The 24367-nt window shown below is 71.7% G+C and carries 24 protein-coding genes; 14 read left to right on the top strand and 10 right to left on the bottom strand.

The window, feature by feature from the left end:
• From ACTJJZ_RS15495 to ACTJJZ_RS15450, 10 genes are all read left to right on the top strand, one after another.
• Positions 1 to 1137, top strand: coding sequence for a UDP-N-acetylmuramate dehydrogenase (locus ACTJJZ_RS15495; protein ID WP_440722087.1), 1137 nt, complete (start codon positions 1 to 3; stop codon positions 1135 to 1137).
• 9 nt (positions 1138 to 1146) lie between these two features.
• Positions 1147 to 2067, top strand: coding sequence for an AEC family transporter (locus ACTJJZ_RS15490; protein WP_440722086.1), 921 nt, complete (start codon positions 1147 to 1149; stop codon positions 2065 to 2067).
• 28 nt (positions 2068 to 2095) lie between these two features.
• Positions 2096 to 2311 carry a hypothetical protein gene (locus ACTJJZ_RS15485; protein WP_440722085.1) on the top strand — a complete coding sequence of 72 codons (216 nt, stop codon included), beginning with the start codon at positions 2096 to 2098 and terminating at the stop codon, positions 2309 to 2311.
• Entirely contained in the window at positions 2308 to 2490 is a 183-nt protein-coding gene (locus tag ACTJJZ_RS15480) for a hypothetical protein (protein WP_440722084.1), read from the top strand. The genes ACTJJZ_RS15485 and ACTJJZ_RS15480 overlap by 4 nt, the downstream gene beginning before the upstream one ends.
• 61 nt (positions 2491 to 2551) lie before the next feature.
• A complete protein-coding gene (locus ACTJJZ_RS15475; RefSeq protein ID WP_440722083.1) occupies positions 2552 to 3493 on the top strand; it encodes an Lrp/AsnC family transcriptional regulator in 942 nt (313 codons plus the stop codon).
• A 207-nt stretch (positions 3494 to 3700) separates the two neighbouring features.
• Positions 3701 to 5137, top strand: a complete 1437-nt coding sequence (locus tag ACTJJZ_RS15470; RefSeq protein ID WP_440722082.1) for an amidase — start codon at positions 3701 to 3703, stop codon at positions 5135 to 5137.
• Between the two features lie 53 nt (positions 5138 to 5190).
• Positions 5191 to 5508, top strand: coding sequence for a hypothetical protein (locus tag ACTJJZ_RS15465; RefSeq protein ID WP_440722081.1), 318 nt, complete (start codon positions 5191 to 5193; stop codon positions 5506 to 5508).
• Positions 5505 to 6950, top strand: a complete 1446-nt coding sequence (locus ACTJJZ_RS15460) for a sodium:solute symporter family protein (RefSeq protein ID WP_440722080.1) — start codon at positions 5505 to 5507, stop codon at positions 6948 to 6950. The genes ACTJJZ_RS15465 and ACTJJZ_RS15460 overlap by 4 nt, the downstream gene beginning before the upstream one ends.
• Positions 6951 to 6970: 20 nt before the next feature.
• Positions 6971 to 8116, top strand: a complete 1146-nt coding sequence (locus ACTJJZ_RS15455) for a CaiB/BaiF CoA transferase family protein (RefSeq protein WP_440722143.1) — start codon at positions 6971 to 6973, stop codon at positions 8114 to 8116.
• A complete protein-coding gene (locus tag ACTJJZ_RS15450; RefSeq protein WP_440722079.1) occupies positions 8113 to 9759 on the top strand; it encodes a carboxyl transferase domain-containing protein in 1647 nt (548 codons plus the stop codon). The genes ACTJJZ_RS15455 and ACTJJZ_RS15450 overlap by 4 nt, the downstream gene beginning before the upstream one ends.
• Positions 9760 to 9978: 219 nt before the next feature.
• Here the strand turns inward: ACTJJZ_RS15450 and ACTJJZ_RS15445 are convergent, their stop codons facing one another.
• Complete coding sequence (locus tag ACTJJZ_RS15445; protein WP_440722078.1) at positions 9979 to 11199, bottom strand: pyridoxal phosphate-dependent aminotransferase; 1221 nt, start codon at positions 11197 to 11199, stop codon at positions 9979 to 9981.
• Between the two features lie 194 nt (positions 11200 to 11393).
• Here ACTJJZ_RS15445 and ACTJJZ_RS15440 point away from each other — a divergent pair, with 194 nt between their 5' ends.
• Positions 11394 to 11816, top strand: a complete 423-nt coding sequence (locus ACTJJZ_RS15440; protein ID WP_440722077.1) for an SRPBCC family protein — start codon at positions 11394 to 11396, stop codon at positions 11814 to 11816.
• Entirely contained in the window at positions 11809 to 12240 is a 432-nt protein-coding gene (locus tag ACTJJZ_RS15435; RefSeq protein WP_440722076.1) for a MarR family winged helix-turn-helix transcriptional regulator, read from the top strand. Before ACTJJZ_RS15440 ends, ACTJJZ_RS15435 begins: the two co-directional genes overlap by 8 nt.
• A gap of 62 nt (positions 12241 to 12302) precedes the next feature.
• On the opposite strand, the gene ACTJJZ_RS15430 is transcribed toward ACTJJZ_RS15435, so the two are convergent.
• Both ACTJJZ_RS15430 and kynU read right to left on the bottom strand, forming a co-directional pair.
• On the bottom strand, positions 12303 to 12752 hold the full coding sequence (locus tag ACTJJZ_RS15430) for a hypothetical protein (RefSeq protein ID WP_440722075.1): 450 nt from the start codon (positions 12750 to 12752) through the stop codon (positions 12303 to 12305).
• Between the two features lie 37 nt (positions 12753 to 12789).
• Positions 12790 to 14058, bottom strand: coding sequence for a kynureninase (kynU, locus tag ACTJJZ_RS15425; protein ID WP_440722074.1), 1269 nt, complete (start codon positions 14056 to 14058; stop codon positions 12790 to 12792).
• Between the two features lie 166 nt (positions 14059 to 14224).
• Here kynU and ACTJJZ_RS15420 point away from each other — a divergent pair, with 166 nt between their 5' ends.
• Entirely contained in the window at positions 14225 to 14695 is a 471-nt protein-coding gene (locus tag ACTJJZ_RS15420; protein ID WP_440722073.1) for an Lrp/AsnC family transcriptional regulator, read from the top strand.
• Here ACTJJZ_RS15420 and ACTJJZ_RS15415 read toward each other — a convergent pair.
• The 6 genes from ACTJJZ_RS15415 to aceB all read right to left on the bottom strand — a co-directional run bounded on the left by ACTJJZ_RS15415 (position 14682) and on the right by aceB (position 21793).
• Entirely contained in the window at positions 14682 to 15434 is a 753-nt protein-coding gene (locus tag ACTJJZ_RS15415; RefSeq protein ID WP_440722072.1) for a methyltransferase family protein, read from the bottom strand. The genes ACTJJZ_RS15420 and ACTJJZ_RS15415 overlap by 14 nt on opposite strands.
• A 25-nt stretch (positions 15435 to 15459) precedes the next feature.
• Positions 15460 to 17025: an HD domain-containing phosphohydrolase gene (locus tag ACTJJZ_RS15410; RefSeq protein ID WP_440722071.1), complete on the bottom strand. Its 1566-nt coding sequence runs from the start codon at positions 17023 to 17025 to the stop codon at positions 15460 to 15462.
• Positions 17026 to 17065: 40 nt separating this feature from the next.
• Positions 17066 to 17830 carry a hypothetical protein gene (locus ACTJJZ_RS15405; protein WP_440722070.1) on the bottom strand — a complete coding sequence of 255 codons (765 nt, stop codon included), beginning with the start codon at positions 17828 to 17830 and terminating at the stop codon, positions 17066 to 17068.
• 120 nt (positions 17831 to 17950) lie between these two features.
• Positions 17951 to 18415 carry a ribonuclease E activity regulator RraA gene (gene rraA, locus ACTJJZ_RS15400; protein ID WP_440722069.1) on the bottom strand — a complete coding sequence of 155 codons (465 nt, stop codon included), beginning with the start codon at positions 18413 to 18415 and terminating at the stop codon, positions 17951 to 17953.
• Positions 18416 to 18542: 127 nt separating this feature from the next.
• Positions 18543 to 20138 carry an isocitrate lyase gene (locus tag ACTJJZ_RS15395; RefSeq protein ID WP_440722068.1) on the bottom strand — a complete coding sequence of 532 codons (1596 nt, stop codon included), beginning with the start codon at positions 20136 to 20138 and terminating at the stop codon, positions 18543 to 18545.
• A 47-nt stretch (positions 20139 to 20185) separates the two neighbouring features.
• A complete protein-coding gene (gene aceB, locus ACTJJZ_RS15390) occupies positions 20186 to 21793 on the bottom strand; it encodes a malate synthase A (protein ID WP_440722142.1) in 1608 nt (535 codons plus the stop codon).
• 238 nt (positions 21794 to 22031) lie between these two features.
• On the opposite strand from aceB, the gene ACTJJZ_RS15385 reads away from it, so the two are divergent.
• Positions 22032 to 23507, top strand: coding sequence for a helix-turn-helix domain-containing protein (locus ACTJJZ_RS15385; RefSeq protein WP_440722067.1), 1476 nt, complete (start codon positions 22032 to 22034; stop codon positions 23505 to 23507).
• Between the two features lie 87 nt (positions 23508 to 23594).
• On the opposite strand, the gene ACTJJZ_RS15380 is transcribed toward ACTJJZ_RS15385, so the two are convergent.
• Positions 23595 to 24254: an amino acid deaminase gene (locus ACTJJZ_RS15380; RefSeq protein ID WP_440722066.1), complete on the bottom strand. Its 660-nt coding sequence runs from the start codon at positions 24252 to 24254 to the stop codon at positions 23595 to 23597.
• Positions 24255 to 24367: the final 113 nt, after the last annotated feature.

Raw genomic sequence — 24367 nt, 5'->3', positions numbered from 1 at the left:
ATGGCGCAGATCGCACCGATCCGCCTCGCCGAGCTGACCACGCTGCAGACCGGCGCTGCACCCGCGCGCATGATCGACGCGGAGACGCGGGACGAGCTGGTCGCCGTCCTGCGCGAGGTGTGGGCGACCGGCGACGAGTGGTTCGTGCTCGGCGGAGGCTCCAACCTGTTCGCGGGCGACGAGCCGTTCGACGGCACCGCGATCCGGATCCGCACGAGCGGCATCGAGGAGCTCCCCTCTCCGCATCCCGGCCGGGTGCGATTGCGCGCGCAGGCGGGTCACGACTGGGACGCCCTGGTCGCCTACGCAGTGGAGCGCGGCTATGCCGGGATCGAGGCGATGTCCGGCATCCCCGGAACCGTGGGGGCGGCTCCGGTGCAGAACGTGGGCGCCTACGGTCAGGAGATCCAGGAGACGCTCGTCGAGGTCGAGCTGATCGATGCGCACTCCGGCGAGGTCGCCACGACGCCCGCCGCCGACCTGGGTCTCGGCTTCCGCACCTCCGTGCTCAAGCACCACTACGGATCCGCGCCGGAGCGCCGCGCCGTGATCCTCTCCGTGACGCTCGACCTGGCGGTCACCGGCACCGCCGGGCGCGTGGTGCGGGGCGAGCAGCTGCGCCGCGCGCTCGCGCTGACGAGCGACGAGCCGGTGCCGCTCGCCTGGCTGCGGGAGCGGATCCTGCAGACCCGCGCCGCCAAGGGCATGCTGTTCGACCCGGCCGATCCCGACACGCACGGCGCCGGATCTTTCTTCCAGAACGCGGTCATCTCGGAGGCGGCGGCCAGGACGCTGCCGGCCGAGTGCCCGCGCTGGCCGGTCACGCCCGACCTCGACACGGTCACCGTGATCCCGCTCGATTCGTACCACGGCCTCACGCCGAGGCCCGCGGCCCCGCCGAGCGACGTGAAGGTCAGCGCCGCCTGGCTCATCGAGAACGCCGGGATCCGCAAGGGGTTCAAGCTTCCGCAGTCGCGCGCCGGCGTCTCCACGAAGCACGCGCTCGCGCTCACCAACCGCGGCGGCGCGACGGCGGGGGAGATCGCCGAGCTCGCCCGCTTCATCCAGAGCCGGGTGCACGCCGAGTTCGGCCTGGTGCTCCAGCCCGAACCGGTGCTCGTCGACGTCGAGCTCTAGGGATCGCGGATGCTCGCGACGCTCACCGGGTTCGCCGTCGTGGGTCTCGCGATCCTCGTCGGCTATGCGATCGGCCGCGTCGACCTGCTCGGCCCGCACGCGCCCAGGGCCCTGAGCCGGCTGACGTTCTTCGTGCTGTCGCCGTTCCTGCTGTTCAGCGTGCTCGCCAAGGCGGACGCGCACGTGCTGTTCTCCGCGTTGCTGCCGGTGTCGGCGATCGCCGCGGTCGTCGTCATCGGAACGTATGCGCTGGTCGCGCGGCTCGTCTGGAGACGCAGCGTCGGCGAGACCGTGATCGGCGCGCTCTCGGCGGGACAGGTGAACTCGAACAACATCGGCATCCCGCTGTCGCTGTACCTGCTCGGCAGCGCCGCCTACCCCGCGCCGGTGATCCTCATGCAGCTGCTGGTGTTCACGCCGATCTCGCTGACCATCCTCGACGCCGTGACCGGAGGGCGCACGTCGCCGTGGCGCACGGTGGTGCGCACCGCGACCAACCCGATCATCCTGGGATCCGCGCTCGGAACCCTGGTGTCGGTGCTGGGGATCCGGTTGCCGCCGATCGTCATGGAGCCGATCACCCTGATCGCGAACGCCTGCGTCCCCGTGCTCCTGATCAGCTACGGCATCTCCCTGCACGGCCGGCGGGTGCTCGGCGCGGCCGGGCATCGCAGGGACGTGCTCCTGGCGAGCACCCTGAAGCTGCTCGTCATGCCGGTGATCGCCTGGCTGCTGGCGCAGTTCGTGCTGGGGTTGTCCCCGCACGCGGTGCTGATCGTGGTCGTGCTGGCGGCGCTGCCGACCGCGCAGAACGTCTTCAACTATTCGCAGCGCTACGACATCGGCGAGGCGATCTCGCGGGACACCGTGTTCCTCACGACGATCGGCTGCGTGCCGGTGCTGCTCGGCGCCGTGCTGCTGCTGGGCTGAGGCGGGAACCGGAGCGTACGCTCGCAGCATGACCGGACTCGTCCCCTACATCCTGTTCCCCGGCACCGCGGCCGACGCTCTGCCGTTCTACCAGTCGATCTTCGGCGGCGAGCTGGCGATGCACACCTTCGCCGAGTTCCAGCGCGCCGACGGGCCCGCCGACGCCATCGCGCACGGCACGCTCAGCGGTCCGGTCGCGCTCGGCGGCGCCGACGCGGCCCCGACGAGGACGCCGTGCACATGAACGGGCTGTTCTTCTCGCTGCTCGGAACCGCCGATGCGGACACCCTGACGCGCTGGTTCGCGCAGCTCAGCGACGGCGGCCGCGTGATCGACGCCCTGCAGGAGCGGCCGTGGGGCGCTCATGACGGCACGCTCGTCGACCGCTTCGGAGTGCGCTGGCTCGTCGGCTACGAGGACTGACCGCTCGATCTCCGCGGATCGTCGTCCGGCGATCGCATGCTTCCGACGGCATACTGACTGCATGGCGTTGGACGAGATCGACCGCAGGGTGGCCGGAGCGCTGCAGGTCGACGGTCGCGCCTCGTGGCGGCGCATCGCCGGCGTGATCGGCGTGCCGGTCAGCACCGTGGTGCGACGGGGCAACGCGCTGCTGGACTCGCAGGAGATCCGCATCGGCGTCATGCGGCAGACCCGCACCGTCCTGCTCGAGGTGCAGGCGAACGCCGCCGACGTCGACGCCGTGGCGCGTGCGCTCGCGGCTCGGGAGAGCAGCATCTTCGTGTACGTGCTGGGCTCTCCGGTGCGGATCCTCGTCGAGGAGCACGCTCCGGAGGAGAACGCCGACCTCATGCTGCACGACATCCCGGCGATCCCCGGCGTGACCGGTGTCGCGCTGATCCCCGTGCTGGAGTACTACCGCACCCTGACGAGCTGGATGCCCGGCCAGCTGACGGAGCAGGAGGCGCACGCGCTGAACCCCGGCTTCGGGCGTCCGTCGCCGATCGAGCAGGCGATCGCGGTGCTCGACGCCAACGACGCGGCGATCGTCGCCGCGCTGGAACGGGACGCCCGCGCGGCCGCGATCGACATCGCGGTCGCCGTCGGGCTCAGCGAATCGGCCGTGCGCCGACGGCTGGGGGTCCTCATCGGCGGTGCCGTCGATGTGCGCGCGATCGTCGCACCGGCCACGCTCGGCCTGCCGATCGCCGGGTTCGTCTGGCTGCGGGTGCGCCCGTCGGCCGTCGCCTCGGTGTCCGAGGCGCTGCGCGCCTCGCCGTTCGTGCGATACGCGGCCTTCACCCTGTCCGACGAGCAGATCCTGGTCGACGTCGCGGCGCCGACCGTGAGCGAGCTGCGGCGTTTCCTCACCGAGAGCCCCTGGTCGGCGGAGGTCGACGGGATCCGCTCGGCCTCGGTGATCGCGGCGTACAAGCGCGGCGGCCTGCGGGTCCGCGAGGTCTGATCCCGGCCGATCTCGCGGCTGGGCGCGGACGCTTCGTCGCGTGCCGGGTGTCCGGCGCATTCCGCGCGTCATCCGGACATGATTCGGCGCATTCCGTGCGTCATCTGATCGATTCTTCTTTACAACCCCTTTCGCGCCTGCTAACTTGGCGCAATCAGTACAGGGATGTGCTGAATGTGGCACAGAGTGGTGTGAACAGGAGTTGAAGTGGTTGAATCCGGCGAGATCGTCGCACTCGGCGCGAAGGAGCAGTCGCGTCTCACGCGCAGCGGAGAACTGACCGCCGTCGACCTGCTGCAGGCCCACCTCGACCAGGTGTCCCGTCGCAACGGCGAGCTCAACGCGGTGGTGGCGATCGATGTCGAGCTCGCGCACGAGCAGGCCCGCCGGCAGGACGCGCTGGCGCCCGAGCAGCGCGGCGTGCTGCACGGACTGCCGACCGCGGTCAAGGACTTCGGGCACGTGACGGGCTTCCCCAACACGCTCGGACACCGCCATTTCGTCGGCGCCGTCTCGGACCACGACGACCTCCACGTCGCCCGGATGCGTGCGGCGGGCGCGGTCTTCTACGGCAAGACGAACATCCCCGAGCTCGCCGCCGGCTCCCACAGCGTCAACAGGGTCTACGGGGTGACCCGCAACCCGCACGATCCGTCCCGCTCCGCCGGCGGATCGAGCGGCGGTGCCGCGGCCGCGCTCGCCGCAGGGTTCACCGCGATCGCCGACGGCAGCGACATGGGCGGATCGCTGCGCAACCCCGCCTCCTTCTGCGGTGTGGTCGGCGTGCGGCCCACCCCGGGCGTGGTGCCCAACGCCGACACCCCGAACGTGTTCGATCCGCTGGCCACCGCCGGCCCGATGGCGCGCACGGTCGAGGACGCCGCGCTGCTCCTCTCGGTGATGAACGGCGAGACGCCCGACGTCCCGTACGCGCCGGAACTCGACCGGGCCCGCCTGCGCGAGCTGCGTGATCGCGACCTCAGCGGGGTCCGCGTCGCATACGCGCCGGATCTCGGCGGCCGGGTCGCGGTCGAACCCGCCGTGCGCGCGGTGCTCGACGACGTGGCGAGGGCGCTGGAAGCCGCCGGAGCGATCGTCGAGCACGACTGCCCCGACCTGGACGGATCGGACTCCGCGTTCCGCACCCTGCGCGCGGCGAGCTTCGCGGCGGGCTGGGGCCCGCTGCTGGCGGCCGAGCCGGAGAACTTCAACGACTTCGTCACCGGGAACATCCGTGAGGGGGAGCGGGTGAGCGGGGCGGACGTGATGCGCGCCTACGCCGAGGTCACCCGGCTGACCCGGTCGGCCGCGCGCTTCTTCGCGGGCACGGACCTGGTGCTCGCGCCCGCCGCTCAGGTGCTGCCGTTCCCCGTCGAATGGGACTGGCCGCGCGAGGTCGCCGGCACGGCGATGACCGACTACCTCGACTGGATGCGAGCCGCCTGGCTGTTCACGCCGCTGGGCATCCCCGCGCTGTCACTGCCCGGCGGCTACTCCGGACGGCTCCCGGTCGGCGCGCAGCTGCTCGCCGGACCGCGCGAGGACGTCAAGCTCCTCGAGCTGGCGCAGGCGGTCGAGACGCTGCTCGCCGTCCCCGCCGCCGCACCGGAGGCCTCCCGGCCGGCCGCCTCCCTCACCTCCTGACCCTCCGACCTGCTCTCTCACCCACCCGTTCCGTTGTTCGAAGGAGAACACCCATGACCACGTCCGATTCCGGCGCCGTGACGCCGGACACGCCCACGAGCGCGATCCGGGTCACCGGGCGCATCGCGACCCCCGGCCGTGTCGCCGTCGCGTGCATCCCGATCCTGCTGATCCTGATCACCCCGCTGATGCCGTTCGCAGAGCACCCGACCCTGTGGTTCGGGCTGCCCGCGGTGATCGTCTGGATGGCGTTCACGGTCGTGCTGACCGTCGTGCTGCTGAACGTGATCGACGTCGGCATCCGCCGTCAGGTCCGCGATCACGACGAGGCGCAGCTCGCCTCCTCCCCGAACGGGGGTGAGCACGCATGATGACCGCGATCATCATCATCGGCATCGTCCTGATCGGCGTGATCGGCGTCGTCGGGCGCCGCCGGGAGAAGGGGATGTCCGGCTGGCTCGTCGCCGGGCGCAAGCTTCCCACCTGGACGTCCTGGTTCCTGCAGGCGGGCGAATCGCTCACCACCTTCAGCTTCCTCGGCCTCGCCGGCATCGCTTTCGTCGGCGGTGTGAGCGCCACCTACGCGGTCGGCTACCTGACGGCGTGCCTGTGCATCCAGTACTTCGTGAACCCGCGTCTGCGCAACATCGCCGCATCCCGCGGCTACCTGACGATGGCGGACTTCTTCCACGACCGCTTCCGGTCGCGCACCCTGAGCGTCATCGTGGCGGTCGTCGGCGCGCTGTTCCTGATCCCCTACCTCGAGCTCCAGCTGACCGGCCTCGGTCTCATCGTGCAGCTCGCGACCGGGTCGGCGTCCGCGCGCGGTCTCAGCATGGTGCTCGCCAGCGCCCTGGTGATCGTGTTCGTGCTGTGGGGCGGCATCCGCGGCATCGCCCGGGTCTCGATCTTCAAGGACTTCGGGATGCTGATCGCCCTCGCCGTCGTCACGATCGGCGTGGTCGCCGCGGCCGGGAGCTTCCCCGACACCTTCGCCCAGGTCGCCAAGGCGAACGACGTCCTGTTCACCACGAACGCGCCGGGCTTCGGCCCGGTCTGGTGGATCAGCAGCCTGGCGATCACCACGATCGGCGCCGGCTTCCAGACCTTCCCCCATCTGTGGCCGCCGACGCTCGCCGCCAAGAGCGGCAACGTCCTGCGCAGCAACATCAAGTGGCTCGCGGTGTACCAGCTGCTGCTGTTCCTGCCGATCACGGTCGGCATGGTCGCGGTGCTGCAGATCCCGAAGTCCACGATCCCCAACCAGGTGCTCCTCACGTCCGCGCAGCATGCGCTGCCGGAGTGGCTGGTCGCCGTCGTCGCCGTCTTCGGCGCCGCCGCCGCGATGGTGCCGGCCGGCGCGATCGCGATGGGCATCGGATCCCTGGTGGCGAACAACCTCACCTCCTCGCTCTCAGAGCGCGGCCGGTTCGTCGTCACCCGCGTCGCGATCGTCGCGGCCATGCTGCTGGCGCTCGCGCTCGGCCTGGTGAAGAGCGACATCGGCGCGCTGCTGCTGCTCACCTACGGCGGGCTCGCGCAGCTGGCGCCCGCGGTGGCCAGCGGGATCGGCCGCAAGGTGCGGGTGAGCACGATCGCGGTCTCCAGCGGCATCGTCGTCGGCACGCTGTTCGTCGCCGTCACGGCGTTCGCGAAGGTTCCGCTCGGCGACTGGGACAGCGGCTTCATCGGCCTGGGCCTCAACCTCGTGGTGTTCGGCATCGTCGAGGCGATCGTGCGGGTCACCCGCGGTACGGCCGGAGGATCCGTTGCGGCGGAGATCCCCGCCGAGGAAGTCGAGGTCGTCTCGTGACCAGCGGCCCCCTGGACGGGATGCTCGTCGTCGATCTGTCCCGCGCTCTCGCCGGCCCGCATGCGGGGATGATGCTGGGCGACCTCGGCGCCCGGGTGATCAAGGTGGAGCGTCCGGACGGCGGCGACGACTCCCGCGCTTGGGGGCCGCCATTCCTCACCGCAGGGGAGGAGCAGGTGTCCACCTACTTCCTCTCCTGCAATCGGAACAAGGAGTCGGTCGCCCTCGACCTCAAGGACGACGCCGATCGGGCCCTGCTCACCGAGCTGATCCGGAGGGCGGACGTGCTCGTGGAGAACTTCCGCCCCGGCACGCTCGATCGGCTCGGGTTCGACCCGGGCCGGCTGGAGGAGCTCAACCCCCGGCTCGTGCTGCTCTCGATCAGCGGCTTCGGCCACGACGGACCCGAGGCCAAGCGCGCCGGTTACGACCAGATCGTGCAGGGCGAGGCGGGGCTCATGTCGCTGACGGGGCCCGATGCGGACACCCCGCAGAAGGTGGGCGTTCCGATCGGCGACCTGCTCGGCGGGATCCACGGCGTCGTGGGCGTGCTCGCGGCGCTCGTCGAGCGCGAGCGCACCGGCCGCGGTGGCGTCGTGCGCACGTCGCTGCTGTCCTCGATCGTGGGCGTGCTCGCGTTCCAGGCCACCCGGTGGACCGTCGGGCGCGACTCTCCGCGCGCGATCGGCAACCAGCACCCCTCGATCGCGCCCTACGGCGCGTTCCGCTGCAGCGACGGGGTAGTGCAGATCTCGGTCGGCTCGGATGCGCTCTGGCGGTCGTTCGCGCCGCTCATCGGGGTCGATCCGGACGACGAGCGCTGGGCGACGAACGGACTGCGGGTCTCGGACCGGGACGCCCTGGTCGCGCACATCGAGGGCGTCTTCGCCGGCCGCACCCGTGACGAGGTGCTCGCGACCCTGTCCACGGCGGGCATCCCGGCCGGCAGGGTCCGCACGGTCGACGAGGTGTTCGCCTGGGAGCAGGCGCTCAGCCAGCGCCTCGCCGTGGACGTGCACCACGAGGTGCTCGGCCACCTGACCCTGCAGGGCGGCCCGTTGCGGCTGTTCGACTTCGCCGGCACCGAGACCGGCAGGGTCCGGCACGAGGCGCCGCCGCTGCTGGGCGAGCACACCGCCGCCGTGCGGGAATGGCTCGCCGGATGAACGCAGCCGACGTCTGGCTCGGCGCGGTGCTCGACGAGGGGTCCTTCCGGTCCTGGGACGAGGTGCTCCCGGCGCCGGAGGATCCGGACTACCGCGCCGTGCTCGCCCGGGCGGCCGAGCGGGCCGGCGCCGATGAGGCCGTGCTGACCGGATCCGGATCCGTGCGGGGCCGACCGGTCGCCGTGATCGTGAGCGCGTTCGGCTTCCTCGGCGGCTCCATCGGGGTCGCCGCCGCCCAGCGCGTCGTCGCGGCGTTCGACCGGGCCCGGCGCGAGCGGCTCCCCGTGCTCGCCGGGCTCGCCTCGGGCGGCACGCGCATGCAGGAGGGCGCCGCGGCGTTCCTCACCATGCGCACGATCACGGCCGCGGTCGTCGCCTTTCGCGCGGCGGGGCTGCCGTACCTGTCGCACCTGCGGCACCCCACCACGGGCGGCGTGTACGCCTCGTGGGCCTCGCTCGCGCACGACGTCAGTGCCGAGCCGGACGCGCTGGTCGGGCTGCTCGGACCGCGGGTCGTGACAGCGCTCGCGGAGTGCGGCAGCGCCATGCCGATCCCCGAGGGCGTGCAGCGCGCGGAGAATCTCCGTGCGCACGACCGCCTGGACGCGGTCGTCGATGCGGGCGGTTTCCGCGAGCGGGCGTCGCGGCTGCTCGCGCTGTTCGCGCCCGGCGCGGCGGGCGATGCGACGGTGCTGGATGCGCGGGGAGTGGGAGGCGGGCGGGCTGCTGGTGCGGACCCGGATTCCGGATCCGTCCCCGCCGACCGCGATGCGGACGCACCGTTCGGATCCGGTCCCGTCGCGGCTGCCGGATCCGTCCTCTCCGGCCTCGGCGCGGACCCGACTGCTGGATCCGTCCCCGCCGACCGCGATGCGGACGCACCGTCCGGATCCGTCTCCGCAGCCGACCCCGACGCGGATTGGGCGGCGGTGCAGGCCGCAGCCCGCCCCGGTCGGCCCGCGCTGCCCGAGCTGATCGCGGCGTGCGACGAGTTCGTGCCGCGCCGCGGCGGCGGCAGTGAGCTCGTCACCGGCTGGGCTCGATCCGGCGACGCCGCCTTCCTGCTCGTCGGCCAGGACCGCACCCGGGCTGTGGCGACCACGGTAGCCGACGTCGTGGCCGCCCGCCGGGCGATGGCGCTCGCCGGATCCCTCGGCATCCCGATCGTGACCGTCGCCGACACGTCAGGCGCCGATCTCTCCGCGCGCGCCGAGGAGGCCGGGCTCGCCGCCGAGATCGCCGCGACCCTGGCGACGCCCTCCGCACAGCCCGTGCCCTCGGTCGCCCTGCTGCTCGGTGAGGGCACCGGCGCCGCCGCGATCGCGCTCGCCGGCACCGACGCGATCGTCGCGGTCCGGGACGCCTGGCTCGCACCGCTGCCGCTCGCCGGTGCCGCCGCGCTGCTCTCCGACGACATCGGGGGCGACCGCGACGACGTGCGCGCGCGGATCGCGTCCCGTCAGCGGATCGGCGCGGCGTCGCTCTTCGCGGACGGTCTCATCGACGGACTCGCGATGCCGGGCCCCGGCGGCGGTGTGATCCTGTCGGAACGTCTGAACCGCAGCCGAGCCCGCGGACTCGCCGCGCGGGTGCTCACGCTCGCGGTCGCCGCTTCCACGACCTGCGCGGTCGCGGCCGGATAGTGCGCGGTCCGGGCGCCCCGGCCCCACTCTGCAGATACCGAGCCCCACTCTGCAGACACCCGGCCCGACGTCGGCGCCCCCTCTGCGNCACGTGGCTCAGAGGGGGCGCGGATGCCCAGAGGGGGCGCCGAGGACGCACGACCCCGCAACCGGCGACGGATCGGGCGGCGGTTGATCCGACGGCGGTTCAGGCCGCGGGCTCGTGCGGAACGAGCGCGATCAGGACGCGAACAGGCGCTGCAGGCGCTGCACGCCCTCGAACAGCTGGTCGTCACCGAGCGCGTACGACATGCGGATGTAGCCCGAGGGGCCGAACGCCTCGCCCGGCACCACGGCGACCTCGGCCTGGTCGAGGATGAGGTCGGCGAGCTCGAGGGAGGTCGTCGGGGTCACCCCTCCCCAGGTGCGGCCGAGCAGGCCCTGCACGTCGGGGTAGACATAGAAGGCGCCGGTCGGGTTCGGCACGACGAGGCCGTCGATCTTCGACAGCTCCGACACGATCAGCCGGCGGCGCCGATCGAACGCCTCGCGCATCTGCTCGGCCTCGGTCTGCGGGCCGTTCAGCGCGGCGATCGCGGCCCGCTGCGCGACGTTGTTGACGTTGCTGGTGAGGTGCGACTGCAGGTTGCCGGCGATCTTGATGGCGTCCGCGGGCCCGACCATCCAGCCCACCCGCCAGCCGGTCATCGCGTAGGTCTTCGCGACGCCGTTGACGAGGATCGTCTGACCGGCGACCTCGGGGACCGCCTCGACGACCGAGGTCGCCTTCACGCGGGTCCCTGAGCCTGTCGAAGGGTAGGTGAGGTTCTGGTAGATCTCGTCGGAGACGATCCAGATCCCGTGCTCGAGCGCCCAGGCGGCGATCGCCTTCGTCTCCTCAGGGGAGTAGACGGATCCGGTGGGGTTGGACGGCGAGACGAACACGAGCACCGTGGTGCGCTCGGTGCGGGCGGCCTCGAGCTGGTCGACGGTGACCTTGTAGTCCTGGTCGGCGCCCGCGAAGACCTCGACAGGGGTGCCGTCGGCGAGGCGGATCGCCTCGGGGTAGGTGGTCCAGTACGGCGCGGGCAGCAGCACCTCGTCGCCCGGGTTCACCACGGCCTGGAAGGCCTGGTAGACGGACTGCTTGCCGCCGTTGGTGACGATGACCTGCGAGGGCGAGACCTCGAGGCCGGAGTCGCGGAGCGTCTTCGCGGCGATCGCCTCGCGCAGCTCCGGCAGGCCGGCAGCCGGCGTGTAGCGGTAGTTCGCGGGGTTCGCCAGGGCCTCCGCCGCGGCGTCCACGATGAACTGCGGCGTGGCGAAGTCGGGCTCGCCGGCGGCGTACGAGACGACGGGCTTGCCTTCGGCCTTGAGGGCCTTGGCCTTGGCGTCCACCTTCAGCGTGGCGGACTCGGCGATGGCGGAGAGTTTGCGGGAGAGAGGCGCGCGTTCGGTCACGCCACCAGCGTACTCGCGCGCCTGTGGTGGGAACTGGCCGTGACGTACAAAGCCGGGCCGGTCTTGTCCAAGCCGGCGAACAGCGCTCGATTCGACCCGCTCCCGCGGTCTCCCTTCATTGCGGAGATGCGATTGAAGGGGCGGGCGACCTGTGAGATAGTAAGCGCACATAGTAAATCGCGAGGGGAGTCGAGATGTGGTCGAAGGATGTCACGGGAGAATGCGCGGCCGCGCCGGCGGACGTGTTCGCCGTCCTCGCCGAGCCGAGGGCCTGGCCTGAGTGGAACGACGGCGTCGCCGACATCCGGATGGACGGGCCGTTCCAGGCGGGGACGTCCGCGGTGATGGTCCTCCCGGACGGGACTGAGCTGCCCTTCCGGCTGGCGTGGGTCGAAGCCGATCGCGGGTTCGAGGATGTCACCGCGGTTCCCGATGCCGGCGTGGTGGTGCGCGTGCGGCATGAGCTGGAGCCGCAAGGGACAGGTACGCGGATCACGTACCGGTGCGCGGTCGACGGGCCCGATGAGGCTGCCCGCGAGGTCGGTACGGTGGTCAGCGCGGACTTCGGCGAGGTGATCGCGGCACTCGGCGCCCGCGCGGAGGCGCTGCGTGGCTGAGGCGCTCGAGCCCGGTGAGAGCCCCGGCCTGCTGCTGTGGCGCGCCACCCTGAGCTGGCAGCGGCGCATCACCGCCGCTCTCAAGCCCCTGGAGCTCACGCACGTCCAGTTCGTGCTGCTGGCAAGCACCTGGTGGCTCACCGAGGTGGCGGGCGAACGCCCGAGCCAGAAGCGGATCGCGGAGCACGCGGGCACGGATCCGATGATGACGTCGCAGGTGGTGCGAGCGCTCGCGGCCAGAGGGCTGCTGCGACGGACCCCGGATCCGACGGACTCCCGGGCGCGCATCGTCGACGTCACGCCGGAAGGCGCGGCGCTCGCGGCGCGGGCCGTGCGCGTGGTCGAGGACACGGACCGCAGCTTCTTCGACGCCGTCGACGATCAGCGTGCTCTCCTGGACGTGCTCACGGCGCTCAGCCGGTGAGGCCCCGTTCGGCGCGCGATGCGGTTCAGGCCCCGCCGCGCGCGCAGCCCGCGCCGCGCGGCTCAGCTCAGATACGACGGCGGCACAGCGCAGTAGTCCGCGAGGCGACGAGTGGGATGCCCCGGATCCGTCAGGTCGACGAGCGCGGTCGCCGCGGTGTGCGGAACTTCGTCGCCGTCGATCAGCCACACCGAGAAATGCCAGAGCCCGCGGACCCGCTCCGCGAGCAGGCCCGTGATACCGGAGACGATCGTGACGGCGTCTGCTCCGGAGGCGCGGGAGGGAGCCACGACATCCGTGCGCAGCGCATCCTCGTCGCGATCCCCCTGTGCGGTGACGGTCGCCGCGATCCCCCGCCCGCGCAGCACCTCGCCGAGCCCCTCCGCGAACGCCGCGGAGCGCTTCGGGTCCGGGCTCGCCACGGCGAGCAGCCGTGCGCCGCGGGGATAGTCGCGCAGGAATTCGTCGGCCAGGCTCTCGAGCAGCCGGCGCCGGTCGTCGGGATCGCTCATGTCTCCAGCGTAGGCGCCCACCGGCCGCGGGGTGGGATCAGGTGACGGCGTCGCGCTCCTGGAACTCGGGTGCGCGCCAGAGCTCCTCGTCGAGCACCCGGCGCAGGATCTCCACGGCGTCCCAGACGTCGGCGTGGCCGAGGTACATCGGGGTGATCCCGAACCGCAGCACCTCGGGCTCGCGGTAGTCGCCGATCACGCCGTGCGCGATGAGCGCCTTCATCACGGCGTAGCCCTCGGGGTGCCGGAACGACACGTGGCTGCCCCGGCGCGCCTCGTCGCGCGGCGTGATCAGAGTCAGCGGGTGGTGTGCGAGCCGGGTCTCCACCAGCCGGATGAACAGCGTCGTCAGTGCGAGCGACTTGCGTCGCAGCGCCTCCTGGTCGACCTCGAGGTGCATGTCGAGGCCGACCTCCATGGTCGCCAGCGACAGGATCGGCTGAGTTCCCACGAGGAAGCGCCGCCCGCCGGATGCCGGCGCGTACGAGTCCGCCATCGCGAACGGGCGGTCGTGCCCCCACCAGCCGGTCAGCGGCGTCTCGACCTGGTCCAGGTGGCGTTCGGCGACCCAGAAGAACGCCGGGGAGCCGGGGCCGCCGTTGAGGTACTTGTACGTGCAGCCGACCGCGAAGTCGGCCCCGGCGTCGGCGACGGCGACGGGCACCGCGCCGACCGAGTGGCAGAGGTCCCAGATCGCCAGTGCGCCCGCGTCGTGGATCCGCCCGGTGGCCGCGGCCATGTCCCAGAGAGAGCCGGTGCGGTAGTTCACCTGGGTGAGCAGCACGACGGCGACGTCCTCGCCGAGGGCGGCGTCGAGCTCCTCCGGTCCGTCGATCAGCCGCAGCGAGTAGCCGCGGTCGAGCAGCGCGATCAGCCCCTCCACGATGTAGAGGTCGGTGGGGAAGTTCTCCCGTTCCGACACGATGACCCGGCGCTCCGGCGCGTCCTGCTGCTGGAGCCGGATCGCGGCCGAGACCGCCTTGAAGACGTTCACCGACGTGGTGTCGGTCGCGACGCACTCGCCGGCGCCGCCGCCGATCAGCCGGCCGATCTTCTCGCCGATCCGGAGGGGCAGTGCGAACCAGTGGTTCTTGTTCCAGCTGCCGATGAGGTCGGCGCCCCATTCCCGGCTCACCACGTCCGCCGCGCGGGCGACGGCGTCGCGGGGGAGCGCGCCGAGCGAGTTGCCGTCGAGGTAGACGACGCCCTCGGGAAGGGCGAAGCGTTCGCGAAGTCCGGCGAGCGGGTCGTTCCGGTCGGCTTGTTCGCACAGCTCGCGCGTGATCGGCGCTGCGGGATCCGTCATCGGGCACCTTCCTCGGTGGGGGTCTCCGGCCTCCCGGGACGACGAGAGGGAGGGCCGGGATCCATGATGACGAATCGCCGAGGATTCGCCTAGGATTCCGGCAGATGTCCGAGATCTCCGGCGGTTCGCGTGCGATCGCCGGATCGGTGACCTGTGAGGGGGCGATATGGCGGACGGGATCCGGCTCACGCCGACGGATCGGCGCATCCTGGCCGAACTGGCCGGCGACGGGCGGCTCTCGAACAAGGAGCTCGCCGCGCGGGTCGGCCTTCCCCGCTCGACCTGCCACGGGCGCGTGCGGGCGCTGGAAGAGGCGGGCGTGATCCGCGGCTATCATGCGGAGCTCGACCCGGTGGCCGCCGGCGCGGGCGTCGAGGCGCTCATCATGGTCGCCGTCAAGGACGATGCCCGCGACCAGGTGCCCGCCATCACGGCCCACCTGCGCGCGATCCCGGGTGTGCAGCGGGTCTACCTGATCGGCGGCGTGCACGACCTGGTCATCCACGTCGCCTGCGAGAGCGTGCCCGGGTTGCGCGACTTCCTGCGCACCCACCTCGGAGCCGTGCCGGCGCTCGGTCAGACCCAGACGCAGCTCATCTTCGAACAGCACCCCGGCGCCGCGGTCATCCCCGCCTGAGGCGCGGCGGACGGCTACGACGGGCCGGCATGCGCACACCCGGCACCAGCGCGGCCGTGCGCTGCGCGTACCGGCGGTACGGCTCCCCGAGTTCCGCGCGCAGGTCGCGCTCCTCGAAGCGGATCCCGACCGCGATGTACGCGCTGAACGCCGCGGCGAAAAGCACATGCCCCCACGTCATGACGGGGGTGATCCAGAACGCCAGCAGCAGGCCGAGCATGAGCGGATGCCGGACCACGGCGTACAGCCAGCGGGCCTGGAACGCGTGGTCGGCGGGGCGCCCCATCGCGGCCTGCCGGAGGCCGACGAAGCCCAGATGGTCGATCATGAACGACGCGCCGATCGCGACGAGCCAGCCCAGCGCGCAGCCGGCCCAGAGCATCGTCCGCCACGGCTCGGCGCGCACATCCCAGACGATCGCCGGGATCGGGCGCCACTGCCAGAGCACGAGCGCCAGCAGCGCGCTCGCCGTGAGCACGTACGTCGCACGCTCGACCCGCATCGGGAGCATCCGTTCCAGCCGCCGCTTGACCGCGGCGCGGGCGAACACGGAGTGGTGCAGCGCGAACACGGCCACGAGCAGCAGATCCACGGCCGCAGCCACCGGCCATGCCGTGACCGGCGCCCCGTCGATGACGGCGGGGCCGATGTCGGCGAGGAACGCGATCGCCCGGACGAGCACCGCCAGGAAGCAGAGATAGGCGACGACCGCGTAGGCCGTGGCGGATGCGCGTGCCATGAGAAGCCTCGATCCCTCGCCGTCGTCACGCCGAGCGGCCGACGAAACCGTGATCGATCGCGAACAGGCTCGCTCCGACCCGGTTCGCGACGCCGATCTTCGCGTAGGTGTGCTCGACGTGATTGCGCACGGTCTTCTCGCTGAGCGTCAGCGCGGACGCGATCTCGCGGTTGCTGCGGCCCTGGGCGACCAGGGTCAGGATCTCGGCTTCGCGCGGCGTGAGTCCTGCCGGAAGGGCCGGCCGCGGTGCGCGCCGCCGCGGGGACTCGGTCGTCGCGGCCTCGACCGCGGCGACCGCCTCCGCATCCAGGTGACCGGTGGCCACGCGCCGGCGCAGTCGGGTGGTCGCGGCGCCCGGATCCAGGGCAGCGCGGTACGGGCGCGGCTCGATCGCCGCCCGATACGCGACGGCGGCCGACAGGAGACGGTCGGAGCGGCTGAGGCTCACGCCGGCGGCGCCGGCCGGATAGCCGCTGCCGTCCAGGTGCTCGTGATGGGCGCGGACCAGGGCGGCTTCGGCCGCGAGCCCGGGGATCCGCGCGAGCACCCGGCCGCCGAGGTACGGATGCATCCGCACCCGCTCCCAGTCGCCGTCGTCGAGCACGCCCGGCTTCGACCAGATCAGATTCGACACGCCCAGCCGTCCGACGTCGTGCAGGTGCGCCGCACGCCGGAGGACCGTGACCTCGTCGGCCGGCACTCCGACCCCGCGGGCCGCCGCGCCCACGATCGCGGCCACGCCCCTCGAATGCCCCACGAGGAACGGGCACTTCAGGTCGGCGAAGTCGCCGATGGCGGCGACGGCGGCGTCGAGCGCGTCGCCGTGCAGCACGTCGTCCCGATCGGGAGCGCTGTCCAGGGCCGCGGCCCACGCGGCGGATCCGTGCGGGATGTCGAGCAGCGCGGCGGCGTCGGCGGTGAACGCGTCGACGATCGCGGGATCGAACTGGCCGCCGCGGCGCTCGCGGGCCATGCGGACGGCTGCTTCCGTTCCGCCGAGTCGATCGTGCACCTCGGCGGTGTCGGCGAGCTGCGCGATCCGCATCGCGATCGGGATCGCGTCGCCGGAGAGCGCACGGGGCAGTCCGCGCCCGTCGTACCGTTCGAAGGCGGCGGACACCGCGTCCTGCACCGTGCGGGGGAGTCCCAGCCGCTCGGCCAGCAGGGCGGCGGACAGGCAGTGCGAGTGCAGCAGCGTGCCGAGGCTGCCGCGCGAGTCGATCATCAGTGCGGCGAGGGTGGTCGCGCGCTGCACGAGGGGACGGCCCTGCGCGACGTGCTCGACGAGGAAGCGCAGGAACGGCAGTCCCGACCAGTCCACGAGATACGAGGCGCTGCGCACGGCGATGTCGTCGCCGAACCAGCGGGCGTACTCCTGCGAGTCGGCCGTGCAGCCGATCCACATGAGCAGGGTCGTCTGGAAGGCGGTGCCGCGCTGTTCGTCGTCCAGGCCCAGCCGCGCGGCGAGGCGGTCGGCCAGGAGTGCGGCGCGCATCATGTGCTCCGCGGGCTGGCCGAGGCCGAGGTCGATCGCGACGGAGACCGCCGCGAGCATCTCGCCCCTTGTCGGAGCACCGGCTGTCGCGCCCACGTGTCCATTGTCCGCGAAGCGATCCGGCAGGACCAGGACATCAGCGTGATCGCGCATCCCCGGCGTGCCCGTCCTCGGACACGGCCACGGCAGCGTGCCGTGCCGGGTCGAACGTGCTGAACCGGGCGTCCCCGACGTAGAACAGCCCGCGCTGCGGCATCCAGAAGTCGCCTATCCTGATCTGCCGATCCAGCGCCCCGACGGGCCCGAGATCCCTCCCGTCGACGGTCGCCGTGCTCTCCGCGACCCGCCACAGCCGCGTGGGCACGACCTGGAAGCGCTGCCGGTTTGGGGCGGCGCCGGTCATCCGCATCCGACCGGCGCGCAGCATCGGGCGTGCCATCGGCCCCATCGCACCGAGCAGCGGATCGCTGCGCCGCGCGGCAGCGGGAAGCGCGGATCCGAGCGCGGACATCGCCCGTGTGGCCGGTGTCGCCCGCAGGGCGATCTCCCAGTCCAGCACGCCGGGGATCCGCACGTGCAGCCGCGCCGGGCCGGCCCATCGCAGTTCGATCTCGGGCACCTGCTCGTATGTCGCCGCCGCGCTGAAATAGCGCGGGCAGCTGTGCGCCGGATCCGTGGTGACGGACATGTGCCAGGCGCCGTCGGGCGTGCGGTGCCACACGGCGCGGTAGCCGGGGCCGATGCTGGTCCGCGTCATCACGCGCAGCGCGAGGCAGTCGCCGTCGCGGAAGGCGAGGCCGAGCACGCCGAATCCGGTGAACCGCTCGTCGTCGCCCTCGGGGAGACGAGGGCGGTCGGTCACGGCGGTCGAGGCGGCCTGGGGAGTGGCGGTGGTGGACATGGATCCACCTTCCCGCCGCCGGCCCGGGGGCACATGAGGCATCCGCCCCGACTATCGCGCGGTGCCCGCCGCGGCACGGCCGGGCGCCTCTGCCGCGGCTGCTCGGCGAGGCCGGGCGGATCAGCGCTCGACCAGCACGCCGTCCTCGTCGGCGTAGACCCTCGCGCCGGGGCAGAACTCCACATCGCCGAAGCGCAGCATCACGTCGACCTGGCCGGCACCGGTCTTGCCGCTCTTGCGCGGGTTGGTGCCCAGCGCCTTGACCCCGAGCGGCAGTCGGCCGATGGCCGCGCTGTCGCGGATCGCGCCGTGGATGATGACGCCCGCCCAGCCGTTCGTCACCGCGCTCGCCGCGATCAGGTCGCCCATGAGCGCCGTGCCGAGGGATCCGGCCCCGTCGATCACCAGCACCGCGCCTTCTCCGGGCGTGGCCAGCAGCTCCTTCACGAGCCGATTGTCCTGGAAGCAGCGCACCGTGCGGACCGGGCCCTCGAAGGCGACCGTCCCGCCGAAGTCGCGCAGCTGCAGAGCGAGGGACTGCAGGGCGTCGCCGTGCTCGTCGTAGAGGTCTGCGGTAGAGGTCATGGGAAGGATCCTTTCAGCCGGTAAGTGTGCCGAACTCAGTCGATCGCGGCCCTGCAAGGAGGAGCGAACCCTCTCGCGAGCGAATCGACTGAGTTCGGCACACCGTGGACGATCGAGCCGCGCTGTGTCAGCTGAACTGGTTCATCGTGTTGTGCTGTCCGCCCGCCTTGAGGGCGGCGTCGCCGGCGAAGTACTCCTTGTGGTTGTCGCCGAGGTCGGATCCCGCCATGTTCTGGTGCTTCACGGTCGCGATCCCGCCGCGGATCTCGCGGCGCTGCACGCCCTTGACGTAGGCGAGCATGCCCTCGTCGCCGAAGTAGCCCTTCGCGAGATCATCGGTCGACAGCGCGGCCGTGTGGTACGTCGGCAGCGTGATCAGGTGGTGGAAGATCCCGGCGCGGGCGGACCCGTCGCGCTGGAAGGTGCGGATCTTCTCGTCGGCGAGACGTGCCAGCTCGGTGTCGTCGTACTCGACGCTCATCAGCTTGTCGCGATCGTAGGCCGAGACGTCGGCACCCTGCGCGGCGAGGAGGTCGTAGACCTGCTGGCGGAAGTTCAGCGTCCAGTTGAACGACGGGCTGTTGTTGTAGACCAGCTTCGCGTTCGGGATCGCCTCGCGGATCCGGTCGACCATGCCGGCGATCTGCTCCACGTGCGGCTTCTCGGTCTCGATCCAGAGCAGGTCGGCGCCGTTGCGCAGGGACGTGATGCAGTCCAGCACGACCCGGTCCTCGCCGGTGCCGGGACGGAACTGGTACAGGTTGCTGGCCAGGCGCTTGGGTCGCAGCAGCCGGCCGTCGCGCTTGATGACCACGTCGCCGTTGCCGAGCTCGGCCTCGGAGATCTCCTCGACGTCCAGGAACGAGTTGTACTGGTCGCCGAGGTCGCCCGGGGCGTGCGTGACGGCGAGCTTCTGGGTGAGCCCGGCGCCGAGCGAGTCGGTGCGGGCGACGATCACGCCGTTGTCGATGCCCAGCTCGAGGAACGCGTAGCGGACCGCGTTGAGCTTCGCGATGAAGTCCTCGTGCGGCACCGTGACCTTGCCGTCCTGGTGGCCGCACTGCTTCTCGTCGGAGACCTGGTTCTCGATCTGGATCGCGCAGGCGCCCGCCTCGATCATCTTCTTGGCGAGCAGGTACGTCGCCTCGGGGTTGCCGAAGCCGGCGTCGATGTCGGCGATGATCGGGACGACGTGGGTCTCGTAGCCGTCGATCTGGGACTGGATGAACTCGGCCGCGGTGTCGTCGCCGGCGGCGCGGGCCGCGTCGAGCTGGGTGAACAGCAAGTCGAGCTCGCGGGCGTCCGCCTGGCGCAGGAACGTGTACAGCTCCTCGATCAGCGCGGGCACGGCCGTCTTCTCGTGCATCGACTGGTCCGGCAGTGGCCCGAACTCGGAGCGGAGCGCGGCGACCATCCACCCGGACAGGTAGAGGTAGCGCTTGTTCGTCGACTTCAGGTGCTTCTTGATCGAGATGAGCTTCTGCTGCCCGATGAAGCCGTGCCAGACGCCGAGCGACTGGGTGTACAGCGACGAGTCGGCGTCGTACTCGGCCATGTCGCGACGCATGATGTCGGCGGTGTACTGCGCGATCTCGAGACCGGTGCGGAACCGGTTCTGCGCCCGCATGCGGGCGGCGGACTCGGGCTCGATCGCGTTCCATCCGGATCCGTTCGCGTCCTTGAGCGCCTGGATGGCGGCGATGTCGTCCTGGTAGCGGGTCATTGTCGTGTCCTTCGTTCGTGGGCGGAGGTCGGGGGTGCCGAGGCGGGTCAGGCCGTCTCGACGAGGAAGCGGGTGTAGGCGGGCAGTGTCAGGAACGCCGGAAACTCGGGCTGCAGCGCCACCTCGCGGAACAGCGCGGCGGCGTCGTCGAAGCGATCGGTGGTCCCTGAGCCGGTCGAAGGGCGCGGCGTCTGCGCGAGCACGTCGGCGATCAGCCCCTCGACGTACTCGGCGGTGATCGGCGTGCCGTCCTGCGTGGACCGGCCCTGGTGGATCCACTGCCACACCTGCGAACGGCTGATCTCGGCGGTCGCGGCGTCCTCCATGAGGTTGTCGATCGCGACCGCGCCGATGCCCCGCAGCCACGCCTCGAGGTAGCGGATCGCCACCGAGACGTTGTCGCGCACGCCCTCGGCCGTGATCGGCCGGCCGATGTGCACGTCCAGCAGATCCTCGGCGCGGACCTGCACGTCGTCGCGCTGCCGGTCGAGCTGGTTCGGCCGCTCGCCCAGCACGGCGTCGAACTCGGCCTGCGCGGTGGGGATCAGGTCGGGGTGTGCGACCCAGGTGCCGTCGAAGCCGTCGCCGGCCTCGCGCTTCTTGTCGGCGGCCACCTTCTCGATGGCGCGTGCGGTCACCTCGGGGTCGCGGCGGTTCGGGATGAAAGCGCTCATCCCGCCGATCGCGTGGGCGCCCCGCTTGTGGCAGGTCTGCACGAGCAGCTCGGTGTACGCCCGCATGAACGGCACCGTCATGGTGACCTCGCTGCGGTCCGGAAGCACGAACCGGGCGCCGCGGCCGCGGTAGTTCTTGATGATCGAGAAGATGTAGTCCCAGCGGCCGGCGTTCAGGCCCGCGCAGTGCTCGCGCAGCTCGAACAGGATCTCCTCCATCTCGAACGCGGCGGGCAGCGTCTCGATCAGCACGGTCGCGCGGATCGTGCCGCGGGGGATCCCGAAGTACTCCTCGCTGAACGTGAACACGTCGTTCCAGAGCTTCGCCTCCTCGCTCGATTCGAGCTTGGCCAGGTAGAAGTACGGGCCGCGGCCGGCGTCGATGAGGGCCTGGGCGTTGTGGAAGAAGTAGAGCCCGAAGTCCACCAGGGAGCCGGAGGCGTCCATGGTGCGGCCGGTGCGGTCGGTGAACTCGAGGTGCTTCTCGGGCAGGTGCCAGCCGCGCGGGCGCATCACGATCGTCGGGGTCTGCGCGGCGGTGACGCGGTACTCCCTGCCGTCGGCGCTGGTGTGCACCAGGCGTCCGCGGATCGCGTCGCGCAGCGACAGCTGACCGCCGATCACGTTGCCCCACGTCGGGCTCGTGGCGTCCTCCTGATCGGCCAGCCACACCTTCGCGCCCGAGTTCAGCGCGTTGATGGTCATCTTCGGATCCGTGGGCCCGGTGATCTCGACGCGGCGGTCCTCGAGACCGGGGCCGGCACCGGCGACCCGCCAGTCGGCGTCCTCGCGGATGTGCCGGGTGTCGTCGCGGAAGCGCGGGTCGTGGCCGTTTCCGATCTCGAAGCGGCGGCGCATCCGGTCGGCGAGGCGGTCCTGCCGGCGTCCGCCGAAGCGGTGATGCAGTTCGGTCAGGAAGGCGATCGCGGCGGGGGTGAGGATCTCGCCGAAGCGGTCCTGCGTCGGGCCGGTGACGCGCATCGCCGGACCCTCGGCGGCGACGGCGGTGCCGACGATCCGGATCGGGGCGGTCGGCGACGCGGCGGGAATGGTCATGATCTGTCTCCTCCGTGAGTGGGATCCGGTCCGGCATCGGCTGCTGAGCCTGTCGAACGAGCCGGGTGGCTTGAGACCACTCTGAGTGAAGATCTGGAACCTGCCTGACCAAATCCAGGGAGAAGTTTGGTCAGATTTCTGTTTTCGTGACAGAATCGGCGTCATGGTCACCGCAGACATGGCAGAAGAGGTCGACGCCCTCACGATCGGCCGGCGCATCAGGCAGCTCCGCGCCGCCCGCGGCATGACGCTCGAGCAGCTCGCCGCGGCCATCGACCGCGCGCCGAGCCAGGTGTCCATGATCGAGACCGGCAAGCGCGAGCCCAAGCTCACCCAGCTGCAGGCGATCGCGCGGGCGCTGGACACCACCATCGACCAGCTGCTCGCCGAGGGGCCGCTCGACGAGCGCGCCGCGATGGAGATCGCGGTCGAGCGCGCCATGAAGGGGCAGACGTTCCAGGCCCTCGGGATCGCGCCGTTCCGCATCGCGAAGACCGTGCCCGATGAGGCGCTGCAGGCACTGCTGGCTCTGCACGGCGAGATCGACCGCCTCCGCGACGAGCGTGCCGCCACCCCCGAGGAGGCCCGTCGCGCGAACGTCGAGTTGCGCCACCTCATGCGCAGCCAGGACAACCACTTCGCCGACCTGGAGAAGAAGGCGGCCGAGATCCTCGCCGCCGTGCGCCACCCCGGCGGGCCGCTCACGCAGCGCAGCGCGAGCGACATCGCCGCGCATCTGGGCTTCACCCTGCACTACGCGCCCGACCTGCCGCAGTCCACGCGGAGCGTCGCCGACCTCGCGCACGGCCGGCTCTACCTCTCCAGCCGGGTGCCGGGCAAGGGCGACGCGCGCGCCGCGGTGCTGCAGGCGCTGTCGAGCCGGATCCTCGGTCACGCCGAGCCTCGCAGCTACGCCGAGTTCCTGCGCCAGCGGGTCGAGACGAACTACCTCACCGGCGCCCTGCTCATGCCCGAGGAGCACCTGGTGCCGGTGCTGAAGGACGCGAAGGAGCGCCGTGCGATCTCGATCGAGGATCTGCGCGATGCGTACTCGGTGTCGTATGAGACGGCGGCGCACCGGTTCACGAACCTCGCCACCCGTCATCTCGACATCCCGGTGCACTTCCTCAAGGTGCACGAGTCGGGCACGATCACGAAGGCCTACGAGAACGACGACGTGAACTTCCCGACCGACCGGCTCGGATCCATCGAGGGGCAGATGTGCTGCCGCCGCTGGACGAGCAGGGTCGTGTTCGAGGAGGAGGACCGGTTCAACCCGTACTACCAGTACACCGACACCGGCAACGGCACGTACTGGTGCACGGCCCGCGTCGAGCCGTCCAGCGAGGGCCTGCACTCGGTGAGCGTCGGCGTGCGCTTCGACGACACCAAGTGGTTCATCGGGCGGGACACGCCGAACCGCGGCGTCTCGAAGCACTCCGTCGAGGTGTGCTGCCGTCGCGCCCCGGCCGACCTGGAGCAGCGCTGGCGGGAGCGTTCCTGGCCGAACGTGCGCACCCCGCGCACCCTGCTCGCGACGCTCCCCACCGGGGCGTTCCCCGGCGTCGACACCACGGACGTGTACGAGTTCCTCGAGGCGCACGCGCCCAAGGAGGCCGCGGCGTCCGCCACGCGATGACGGTGCGGGTCGGGCGGGCGGTCACGCTCCTCGGCCGCCTCCGGTCGCCCCGGGTCAGGCGTCAGAGCGGCGCAGTGCCCGGCCGGATCAGGCGGCGTTCCAGCGCAGTCGCGCGGACGCCTCGTCGAGCTCGCGGCGCACGGCGTCGGCCTGGGCGACCGGGAACAGGGTGACCAGCAGCGGAGCGGATCCGGGCGTCGGCGCCACGGCGTAGCCGAGGGCTCGGGCGCCGCGCTCGGGCCCGAGCACGGTCAGCGTCGCGCGGCCGGCGACCGGCGCGAACCAGCTGAACTCGCCGCCGGACTCGAGCAGCGCGGACAACGCGTCCGTCACCCGGCCGAGCAGGGTCCCGGATCCCTCCCACGGCAGGAAGTGCACCGGGTCCAGGCCCAGCGCCGCGGCGAGGGCGCCGTCCAGCCAGCGCTCGCGCTTGAGGCCGTAGGGCGTCGGTGTGAGCGAGAGCAGATAGCCGTAGGCGTGCAGCACGCCGGCGTTGCCGACCGGCCAGGTCGCGGGCAGTACGGCGCGCTCGTGCAGCGCCTCGAACAGAGCCCGCGAGATCACCGCTTCGCGGGCGTCCGCGTCGATGACGGTGGACAGCCCCCAGCGCGAGAACACGCCCGCGGCGCGGTCGGCGTCGATCGCCTTCCCGAGCCAGGAGGCCGAGTCGAGGGCCGCCGCGGCCGCTCCCGGGATGGCGGAGGAGGCCTCGGCGGCTGCGTGCACGAGGTCGTCGATCACAGCCACGGGCCCACCCTACGCCGCAGCCGCCCGCCAGGGGAGGGGGCAGCGGGTCCGCCGAGGGATGCTCCTATGGATGTCAAGGCTGGATCAGGACGTAGTAGATTTCGCGGGCGATG

Origin of the sequence: Microbacterium sp. 22242 (genome assembly GCF_052045495.1) — a bacterium.
GTDB lineage: Bacteria > Actinomycetota > Actinomycetes > Actinomycetales > Microbacteriaceae > Microbacterium.
Note: the sequence above shows the minus strand (reverse complement) of the source record. Positions and strands in the feature narration are given on the sequence as shown.